At 40.3% G+C, this 10,557-nt stretch carries 10 protein-coding genes; 5 read left to right on the top strand and 5 right to left on the bottom strand.

The genetic code is table 11. The annotated features are described in order from the left end of the window. Positions 1 to 241: 241 nt before the first annotated feature. Positions 242 to 1,477, bottom strand: a complete 1,236-nt coding sequence (locus tag BKL51_RS11520; RefSeq protein ID WP_077466786.1) for a Zn-dependent hydrolase — start codon at positions 1,475 to 1,477, stop codon at positions 242 to 244. A 129-nt stretch (positions 1,478 to 1,606) separates the two neighbouring features. Between BKL51_RS11520 and pepE the strand changes: the two genes are divergently transcribed. From pepE to cpdB, 4 genes are all read left to right on the top strand, one after another. Beyond that, on the top strand, positions 1,607 to 2,317 hold the full coding sequence (gene pepE / locus BKL51_RS11525) for a dipeptidase PepE (protein ID WP_077466787.1): 711 nt from the start codon (positions 1,607 to 1,609) through the stop codon (positions 2,315 to 2,317). 19 nt (positions 2,318 to 2,336) lie between these two features. Next, the gene (gene dcuC / locus BKL51_RS11530) at positions 2,337 to 3,632 is read left to right on the top strand and encodes a C4-dicarboxylate transporter DcuC (protein WP_077466788.1); all 1,296 of its coding nucleotides are present in this window, start codon (positions 2,337 to 2,339) and stop codon (positions 3,630 to 3,632) included. 70 nt (positions 3,633 to 3,702) lie between these two features. Further along, entirely contained in the window at positions 3,703 to 4,974 is a 1,272-nt protein-coding gene (locus tag BKL51_RS11535) for a M20 family metallo-hydrolase (protein ID WP_077466789.1), read from the top strand. Between the two features lie 135 nt (positions 4,975 to 5,109). After that, positions 5,110 to 7,083: a 2',3'-cyclic-nucleotide 2'-phosphodiesterase gene (cpdB, locus tag BKL51_RS11540; protein WP_077466790.1), complete on the top strand. Its 1,974-nt coding sequence runs from the start codon at positions 5,110 to 5,112 to the stop codon at positions 7,081 to 7,083. Positions 7,084 to 7,133: 50 nt separating this feature from the next. Here cpdB and BKL51_RS11545 read toward each other — a convergent pair whose 3' ends face one another. Further along, the gene (locus tag BKL51_RS11545; RefSeq protein WP_077466791.1) at positions 7,134 to 7,517 is read right to left on the bottom strand and encodes a carboxymuconolactone decarboxylase family protein; all 384 of its coding nucleotides are present in this window, start codon (positions 7,515 to 7,517) and stop codon (positions 7,134 to 7,136) included. Positions 7,518 to 7,598: 81 nt separating this feature from the next. On the opposite strand from BKL51_RS11545, the gene BKL51_RS11550 reads away from it, so the two are divergent. Then, the gene (locus BKL51_RS11550) at positions 7,599 to 7,928 is read left to right on the top strand and encodes a MerR family transcriptional regulator (RefSeq protein WP_077466792.1); all 330 of its coding nucleotides are present in this window, start codon (positions 7,599 to 7,601) and stop codon (positions 7,926 to 7,928) included. Positions 7,929 to 8,051: 123 nt separating this feature from the next. On the opposite strand, the gene BKL51_RS11555 is transcribed toward BKL51_RS11550, so the two are convergent. The 3 genes from BKL51_RS11555 to BKL51_RS11565 form a co-directional block, all read right to left on the bottom strand. Next, the gene (locus BKL51_RS11555; protein ID WP_077466793.1) at positions 8,052 to 8,486 is read right to left on the bottom strand and encodes a hypothetical protein; all 435 of its coding nucleotides are present in this window, start codon (positions 8,484 to 8,486) and stop codon (positions 8,052 to 8,054) included. 137 nt (positions 8,487 to 8,623) lie between these two features. Then, positions 8,624 to 8,719, bottom strand: a complete 96-nt coding sequence (locus tag BKL51_RS11560; protein ID WP_077466794.1) for a methionine/alanine import family NSS transporter small subunit — start codon at positions 8,717 to 8,719, stop codon at positions 8,624 to 8,626. A 1-nt stretch (position 8,720) separates the two neighbouring features. Next, positions 8,721 to 10,235, bottom strand: a complete 1,515-nt coding sequence (locus BKL51_RS11565) for a sodium-dependent transporter (protein WP_077466795.1) — start codon at positions 10,233 to 10,235, stop codon at positions 8,721 to 8,723. Between the last annotated feature and the right edge of the window lie 322 nt (positions 10,236 to 10,557).

Here is a 10,557-nt window from a genome sequence, read left to right on the forward strand (position 1 = left end):
TCCTAAAAGTGGAAGCAATAATAAATATTTAAAAATGTGATCATAGTCAAAATAAATTTTACTTTTTTATCTTTTATAACATTTATTTAACATTTGATTTATTTTTATTTATATTTTTATCAAACTTATATTCAAAATTAGTTTTAAACTTCTTAAAAAAGACCGTTCTTTTCTATTGTTGCATAGAAAGAATTTAGTTTAATAAAACAACAATTGCTATGAAATGCAGAAGTTTTATTTTTTAGCCAATCTCAGCTTGTTCTAATACGACTTTTTGTAAAACTTTAATTCCGGCTTCAATATCTTTCCATTCTGTAAATTCCAGTGGGTTGTGACTAATACCTAAATGCGATGGTACAAAAATCATACCTGTTGGACAAAGGGTCGCCATATGCATTGCATCATGTCCTGCTCCACTAGGCATAATTTCATATGAATAACCAAGTGATTTAGCTGCATTTTCAATGTGTTCAATCATTTCTTGCGGCAGGACAACCGGGTTATCTTTTGAGATCAGTTGGAATTCAATAGATAATCCGCGTTTTTTGGCTACATTTTCGATTTCACTTTGTAATACTTCCAAAACAGAATCACGAGCCTCCGTATTTGTGCCCCGAATATCAACAAGTAATTCACAGTATCCGGGGACGACATTCATAACCCCCGGTTTAGCGGTCAGATTTCCGACAGTAGCAACGGTCGAATGCTTAACATTGATTGCAGCTTGTTCAATGATAAGGGAAAGTTCCGCACCGCCTAATAATGCATCGTGACGATAATGCATTGCTGTTGCACCGGAATGATCGGCCTGTCCGTTAATTTTCACAATTCCACGAATTGGCGCTGCAATCCCTGTAACTACGCCAATCGTTTTATTTTCATTTTCTAAACGAGGTCCTTGTTCAATATGAAGTTCAAAGAAACATTTGAAATCTTTTGTATCACGTTTAGCTTGATTAATTAAATTAAAATCCATTCCTATTTTGCTCATTGCTTTGGCTAAGGTATTGCCTTGTTTATCACGTAATTGGCTTAATTTTTCTTGATTTGTCATACCACACATGACTTTACTTCCCAATGTAGCAAAGTTAAAACGGCTGGATTCTTCACAGGTGAAAACGATTAATTCCAACGGATGGCGAGTTTGAATATTTTGCTCGCACAATTGTAAGAGTATCTCTAATCCCCCAATAACGCCTAAAGGCCCGTCAAATTTTCCTGCATTTACCACCGTATCAATGTGAGATCCAAATGCAACAACAGGCAAATGATCTTCTTTCCCCGCTTTACGAATAAAAAGATTGCCGATAGCATCTCGTCTGATTGATAAATTGTATTGGCGACATAATTCAATGAGCATATCATGTGCCTTTTCATCTTCAGAGGTAAATGCCAAACGGGTTAGTTCACTTGAAGAAGATGAGATTGAGGCTAATTTTTCTATTAAATGTTGTACACGCTGAAGGTTAATCGACATAGTTTTCTCCTGTTATTATTTATTTTTTGATTTTTATCATTTTTTATTTATAAGATCATTTCTATCCTATTTTTTCTATGCATAATGACAATTTTGTTAAATATTTGCTTAACTTAAAAGGAGTAGAAAATGAAAACAAAGACAATGTTACTGCTCAGCAGTTCAAAATACAAGGAAACCGGGTATTTAGAACATGCCGTACCTTGGTTACAATCTTTTTTAAATGATTATCGCGGTAAAAAAATCGCTTTTGTACCTTATGCGGGAGTACGCCGCAGTTTCGATGAATATGAGAAAACTGTACGTGAGGCATTGTCAGATATAGAGATAGAAATTGTTTCTGTCCATCATGGTAAACAACATCGAGATGTTATTGAACGGGCAGATGTGATAGCAATTGGTGGAGGCAACACATTTTGCTTATTAAGGCAGCTTTACGAACATAATTTAATTGAAGCCATTCGGGAAAAAGTGAATGGCGGAACGCCGTATTTTGGTTGGAGCGCAGGAGCAAATGTGGCAGGATGTTCTATTATGACGACCAACGATATGCCAATCACTTATCCACCTTCTTTTTCTGCATTGCAACTATTTCCTCATCAAATTAATCCTCACTTTATTTCCGGTAAAATGCAAGGTCACAACGGTGAAAGTCGCGAAGAGCGTTTGGCTGAGTTTTTACTCGTCAATCCGACCGCACTTGTTTATGCTTTACCGGAAGGATCGGCGTTACATATTCAAGGAGAACAGGCGACAGTGCTAGGTGAAAATCCTATTTTACGTTTCAGTGAAGGTATGCAATGTGAATCCTTTGCTGTGAATCATACTTTTTCTTATTAACCTAAAAGGAACATTAATTATGGAAATGTTTAAATCTTTGGTGGCTATTATTGGTATTTTGGCTACTATTTATTTTTTGATTAAAAAGGCGGAAACAAGAACCGTGTTAATCGGTATTGGTTTGTTGATGTCAATTGTTACGCTAAACCCAATGGGCGCACTTGATGCCTTTGCAAAGAGTATGACGTCCGCCGGTTTAATTATGGCGATCTGTTCCAGTATGGGGTTCGCCTATGTAATGAAATACACCCAATGCGATACGCATTTGGTACATTTACTCACTAAACCGTTAAGTGGATTAAAATTTTTCTTAATTCCTATCGCCACTATTATTACTTTCTTTATTAACATTGCGATTCCTTCTGCTGCCGGTTGTGCGGCGGCGGTGGGTGCAACATTAATCCCTGTATTAAAAAGTGCGGGAGTTCGCCCCGCCACTGCGGGAGCCGCTATTCTGGCCGGAACTTTTGGTTCTATGATGAGCCCGGGCTCTTCCCACTCTGCCATGATTAGCGAAATGTCGGGTTTAACTATTACTCAAGTGAACCTTTCCCACGCTCCTTACAATATGATTGCGGGGGCGATTGGTGCGATTGTATTGACGATTTTAGCCCTCGTTTTTAAAGATTATGGCGAAGAACATCGCAAAGCCTATCTTGCCGAACAAAAAGAAAGCGAAACAAACACGGCACAAGGCGTAAATGTGCTATATGCTATTGCGCCATTATTACCATTAATTATTTTGGTCGTTGGCGGAACCTCTTTACAACAAACTCCGGGTCTTGAATGGACGAAAATGGGCGTACCGCAAGCAATGCTTATCGGTGCTATTTACGGCATTATCGTTACCCGTATTTCACCGGTCAAAATCACTGAAGAATTTTTTAACGGAATGGGCAATTCTTACGCCAATGTACTCGGCATTATTATTGCCGCAAGCGTATTTGTCGCAGGGTTAAAATCAACTGGCGCAGTAGATGCTGCTATCGCTTTCTTAAAAGAGTCTAATGAATTTGTACGTTGGGGAGCGACTATCGGGCCATTTTTAATGGGCTTAATCACCGGTTCCGGCGATGCCGCTGCTATTGCCTTTAATAGTGCTGTTACACCACATGCGGTAGAACTAGGTTATACCCATGTGAATCTTGGAATGGCTGCCGCGATTGCTGGTGCGTTAGGTCGTACAGCTTCACCGATTGCAGGAGTCACCATTGTTTGTGCCGGTCTTGCCATGGTAAGTCCGGTTGAAATGGTGAAACGTACTGCTCCGGGAATGGTGCTTGCCGTCTTATTCTTGGCATTGTTTATGTTATAACCCCTCAAATTTCACCGCACGATACACAAAGTGCGGTATTTTTTCATTAAGTATTTTTAAGGAGAAAAAAATGAACTTAGATTTATCCCAACTCACTCATTGGCGTCGTGAATTTCATCGCTTTCCTGAAATCGGTTGGAGCGAATTTTGGACAACGGCACGTATTGCGGATTATTTAGAAAGCCTTGGTTGTTTTGAAATTTTAATGGGCAAGCAAATTATTAACCCTGATTTTGTTCGTGGACGCAAACAAGCAGTGGTGGATAATGGTTTGGTGAAAGCAAAAGCCTATGGTATGAATGAAAAATGGCTCGACAAAATGGAGGGATACACCGGCTGTGTAGCAGTATTTGATTCCGGTAAACCGGGTAAAACCGTAGCTTTACGTTTTGATATTGACTGCGTCAATGTGACCGAAACTCGCATACCTACACATATTCCGAATACAGAGGGGTTTGCGTCTATTAATGATGGTTTTATGCATGCTTGCGGTCATGATGCGCATATTACTATTGGCTTAGGGACAGCATTATGGATCGCTCGGAACAAAGATAAACTCAGCGGTAAAGTAAAAATTGTTTTCCAACCGGCAGAGGAAGGCGTGCGTGGTGCTGCGGCTATTGCAGCCAGCGGTGTGATTGATGATGCGGATTATTTTGCCGGTTCGCATATCAGTTTTTGTGCAAATTCCGGTACGGTAATTTCTAATCCAAAAAACTTTCTCTCAACAAGTAAAATTGACATTCGCTACCATGGCAAACCGGCACACGCCGGCGCAGCACCCCATTTAGGACGTAATGCGTTACTTGCCGCAGCCCATGCTGTTACACAATTGCAGGGCATTGCCCGCCATGGTGAAGGGATGAGCCGTATTAATGTCGGCGTACTGAAAGCAGGGGAAGGGCGCAATGTAATCCCGGCAGAAGCTGAGCTGCAACTTGAAGTGCGCGGTGAAAATAAAACAATTAACGAATACATGACCGAGCAAGTGATGCAAATTGCCAAAGGTATCTCCGTTAGCTTTGATGTGTCTTATGAAACGGAAGTTGTGGGTGAGGCAGTGGATATGAATAATGATGAGGAATTAGTGCAATTAGTGGAGGAGATTGCCTTACAACAACCACAAATCCACAGCGTTAATGCCGATTACGCCTTCAACGCCAGTGAAGATGCCACAGTTTTAGGCAGACGCGTGCAGGAGCACGGCGGGAAAGCGATTTATTTTATCCTTGGTGCCGATCGTAGCGCCGGTCATCATGAAGCGGAATTTGATTTTGATGAAACACAATTACTCACAGGAGTAAATATTTATAGCGGATTATTACAGCGGTTATTGGAGTAATAGCCTATTTTCTAAGGCGGTTTATACCGTCTTTTTTTTCAAAAATATTCTTAAAATCGACCGCACTTTCTTTCAAAACTAGGTTATTTTTCTTAGAATGTTGTTAACTTTCACTCCTCTAATAAGGATATTCTTATGATAAACAGACGTCATTTTATTCAAATCGGTGCAACCACTATCCTGGCATTAAGTACAAGCCGTTTCACGATGGCAAAAGGCAAGCCTGATATTGATTTACGTATTGTGGCAACCACGGATATTCACAGTTTTTTAACGGATTTTGATTACTACAAAGATGCCCCAACGGATAAATTCGGTCTTACTCGTGCGGCGAGTTTAATTCGTCAGGCTAAAGCCGAAGTAAAAAATGCGGTATTAGTGGATAACGGGGACTTAATTCAAGGCAATCCTATTGCTGATTATCAAGCGGCGCAGGGTTATAAAGAAGGCAAAGCAAATCCGGCAATAGAATGTTTAAATGCCATGAATTATGATGTAGGTACACTTGGCAATCACGAGTTTAACTATGGTTTGGATTATTTGGCAGATGCGATGAAACAGGCAAAATTCCCGATTATCAATGCAAATGTCGTAAAAGCGGGGAGTGATGAGCCGTATTTTACTCCTTATGTGATTCAAGAAAAATCCGTGCTGGATAACCAAGGTAAGAGCCATAAATTGAAAATCGGTTATATCGGCTTTGTACCGCCACAAATTATGGTATGGGATAAGGCGAATTTGCAGGGCAAGGTGGAGGCTCGTGATATTGTCAAAACCGCACAACAATATGTTCCTGAAATGAAGAAAAAAGGGGCGGATATTGTGATTGCATTGGCACATACCGGACCGTCTGACGAGCCATATCGTGAAGGTGCGGAAAACTCGGCATTTTACTTGGCGGATGTACCGCACATTGATGCGGTGATTTTTGGTCATTCACACCGTTTATTCCCGAATAAAGAGTTCGCCAAATCACCTCATGCCGACATTGTGAAAGGTACGGTAAAAGGTGTGCCGGAAAGTATGGCGGGTTATTGGGCGAATAATATCAGCGTAGTGGATTTAGGTTTAACCGAGCACCAAGGGAAATGGATTGTTACGGAAGGACGGGCAGCCCTCCGCCCTATTTTTGATGCGGAAAACAAAAAAGCCCTCGCAGAAAATGATCCGGAATTGACCGCACTTTTACAGCCAGTTCACGAAGCGACCCGCAAATTTGTGTCGCAGCCGATTGGTAAAGCGACCGACAATATGTACAGCTACTTAGCTTTGGTGCAAGATGATCCGACTATCCAAATTGTGAATCAAGCACAAAAAGCCTATGTAGAAAAAGTCGCACCAAGTGTGGCGGCAATGGCAGGCTTGCCGATTTTAAGTGCGGGAGCGCCATTTAAAGCCGGTGGACGTAAAAACGATCCGACAGGATACACGGAAGTGAACAAAGGTGAACTGACATTCCGTAACGCAGCGGATCTCTATCTTTATCCGAATACCCTTGTGGTAGTAAAAGTGACGGGCGAACAGCTCAAAGAATGGCTTGAATGTAGCGCAGGAATGTTCAATCAAATCGATCCAACCACGGATAAACCGCAATCACTGATTAATTGGGAAGGTTTCCGTACCTATAATTTTGATGTGATTGACGGTGTGAATTATGAATTCGACATCACTAAACCGGCACGTTATGATGGCGAATGTAAACTCATTAATCCGGACTCGCACCGTGTGGTGAACCTGACTTATCAAGGTAAGCCGGTTGATCCGAAAGCGGAATTCTTAATCGCTACCAACAATTATCGTGCTTACAGTAATAAATTCCCGGGTACAGGCGATCAACATATTGTGTATGCCTCACCGGATGAAAACCGTCAGATTCTTGTGGATTATATTAAAGCAACCAGTGAGAAAGACGGTGCGGTCAATCCAAGTGCGGACAAAAACTGGCGTTTTATTCCTATCACAGGCAATGATAAATTAGACGTTCGTTTTGAAACTTCGCCGACAGAACAGGCGGCACGATTTATCCAAGAAAAAGCACAATATGCGATAAAACAGGTTGGTACGGACGAAGTTGGTTTTGCGGTGTATCAGATTGATTTGTCGAAGTGATGGACATAAGGTGGGTGGCCCACCTTTTTATATAGGGAGCATAAGTGCGGTCAATTTTCACATTGATCATTAAAAATCTCTTTTGCCACAAAAATGGCATTTAGGGCTTTAGGGAAACCGAGATAACTAGTGCAATGGATGAAAGTCTCTACTATTTGTTCACGGCTCAAACCTACGTTCAACGCGGAGTGAATATGAACATTTAGTTGTTTTTCACAACCGCCTTGTGCTGTTAGTGCTGCTAATGTAACTAGTTCGCGCTGTTGGAGATCTAGGTGTGGGCGGTTATAAATTTCACCAAAAGCAAAGCCTATGATGTACTTTCCTAAATCGGGTGCGATATCTGACAACGCATTCATTACTGCCTTACCTTGTTCACCATCAATATTGTTGAGAGTGATTAACCCCTGTTGTAGCAATTCTTCATTTAACATTATTTACTCCTTAATTATCCGGTTGCGAAATTGCAAGGATAGAATAAATTCTGGAGTAAACTCCAATGCAAGAACTTTTTTATGAAAATTAAAGAATTTTCCCAAAAATGTGGTTTATCTATGGATACGCTACGTTACTACGAAAAAGAAAATCTTTTGCGTCCGAATAGGGATATCAATGGATATAGAATATATGGAGAGCGAGATATTGACTGGGTTGGTTTTATTCTACGGTTGAAAGAAATAGGTGCATCTATTTCTCAAATTAAAAAGTATGCAGAATTGCGTTATTTAGGTGAGCACACTGTTCGTCAACGTTATGAATTACTTCTTGAGCATCAACAAAAACTTGCAGAACATCAGGCATACCTAGAAAAAAAACTGAAAATTTATCAAAAAATAATGGATTGACTTGTAGTAAGTAGAGGGTTTATTCATATTGATTTTAAACGGCGGAATAATCTTAATTTGCACGTAAAAAGTTACTAGTGGCAGCAATTTATTCTATATGTGTGGTCAATTTTTTCTGAATTTTTAAATTCCTGCAAACCATCTATACCATTTCCCTTTTACTTTATTGGGACGGTTGGTTTTTAAGAATTGATAAAATTGTGTGAAATTGTCATTAAAAATCGTATCCTTCGGGATAAATTGATAATGGCGTTGCCCGTTTGGGGTGTGAATACGCATATACCAATATTTTCGGTTGTTTACCGTCACACTCATTTTTTCCAAGGCGATTAAATCGTCAAATTGATAATGATGTACCAGTCGGCTTGCGCGGAAGATAAAAATGCCTTTGGAATTAAAATAATAACGCTCAGCACTAAATATTTTCCCACAGCTAAAGGGAATGAGTTTTTCACCTTCAAATTCCTTATTATTTCGAGTTTGCACAAACCGAATAGCAGGGATAACCGTAAGGATTGAGAAAATACCTAATGCGATGATAACAATAAGAATATCCATGGTTTTTGAGAAAGCAATTGAAATGTGCAAATTATAGCAAATTTGCGTAGTAAAATTTTGTATTAATGGGCGTTAATCTTGCTTGCTAAAGGCAAAAAAACAACCGCACTTTTGGCAAAGTGCGGTCAATAATTTCATTATTTTTCTTTTGGTAATCTGACAAGGGCAAAAAAGAGACCACCCCAAATCACGCCAAGGGCAATGATCATCATGATAATTGCGCTAGAACTCATTTTATTCTCCTTTTGCTTCCATCGTTAATTGGGTTTCACTTTTCCATTTTAAACGAGACAGGATAAATGCAATCACAAGCAAGCTAATTGCCATGCCCCAACCAAAAATATTAACAAACCAATTTGGGTAGCCTTCATAGCCTTCGGAAAATACTTTTGCTCCTTCACTGAATAACATAAAGGCAAGAATACCGGTAGTGAGTACGATACATAGACGCCAGAAGAAACCGACTTTGAAAGAAGAGGTTTCGTTTAAGTGATCGCCTAATAAACCGAGTTTTTCGTTCGCCACAATAGCAATCAAAGAAACAAACGCCACGGCAACGATACCGAAATAGTTGACGAATTTATCAAACACGTCAAGCATTGGTAAGCCGGTTGTGGTGCCGAATAAAATTACGGAAACGAACATCATTGGAATACCGACAATAAAGGTCACTTTGGCACGGCGAATACGCAGTTTGTCTTGAATGGCAGAAATGATTACCTCAATTACCGAAATGAAGGAAGTTAATGCCGCAAAAGTCAGTGAACCGAAGAACAATACGCCAAGTACTTCACCAAACGGTGCTTTGTTGATAATGGTTGGGAATGCGAAGAATGCTAAACCAATACCGCCTTTTGCCACTTCGCTGACTTCTTGACCCTGTGCGGTCGCAATAAACCCTAGTGCGGCAAAGACTCCGATACCGGCTAAAACTTCAAAGCTACTATTGGCAAAACCAACAACTAAACCGCTACCCGTGAGATCCGATTCTTTTTTCAGGTAGGAAGCGTAAGTCACCATAATCCCGAAACAGATAGAAAGGGAGAAGAAAATTTGACCATAAGCCGCAATCCACACACTTGGGTTGGAAAGTTTTGACCAATCCGGTGTGAAAAGTGCGTTTAATCCTTTTTCCGCACCCGGTAAAAAGAGAGAATAGACCACTAAAGCAACAAACATCACCACAAGAACGGGCATTAAAATAGACGATGATTTTGCAATCCCTTTTTGAATACCCATGGAAAGTACGCCCAATGCAATCACCCATACGGCAATTAATGGGCCGGTTACCATACCGACAAATTCAAAACTGACGCCGTTAGTAATATCGCCCATTTTTAAAAATTCACCGATGAAGAAGTCAATAGGTTTATCGCCCCATGCACCGTTGAAAGAAAAATAGGTATAGCTTGCCGCCCAACCTAATACCACGGCGTAATATAAGCCGATAATAACGTTCACCATCACCTGCCACCAACCGAATACTTCAAAGTGCGGGCTGAAACGGCGATAAGATAAAGGCGCGCCGCCACGATGGCGATGTCCGATAGCATAATCTAAGAATAAAAGCGGAATTCCTGCTGTTAACAAGGCAACAAGATAAGGAATGATAAATGCACCGCCGCCATTTTCATAGGTGGTGTAAGGAAAACGCCAAATATTGCCTAAACCGACGGCCGAGCCAATCGCGGCAAGAATAAATGCTTTACGACCGGAGAAGGTCTCGCGCTTTGGAGTGGATTGCGTCATGAATAAATAGTTCCTATTGAAAAAATGTGAAAGAGTTTAACTATAATGAAATCTTTAACCTAGTCAATAAAATTGATGAAAGATCGGTCAGAAAAACGCTATTTTCTTATTTCTAACAACACTTTGTTGCAGGTATCAAATAGGAATTTATTAATCATTGTATAAGATTTGGTGTTTGCACTATACTAATAACACATTACAAGTTAAATAAAAGGATGATTTATGACAACCCAATCCGACTACCGCTATACCCTTGATAGCGGGGATAAATATCATTTTGATGTGGTGAGTTTTCAGTTAACCGAAGGGCTGTCCGAACCGT

Source organism: Rodentibacter sp. Ppn85 (assembly GCF_001999335.1).
In the GTDB taxonomy this organism is placed as follows: domain Bacteria; phylum Pseudomonadota; class Gammaproteobacteria; order Enterobacterales; family Pasteurellaceae; genus Rodentibacter.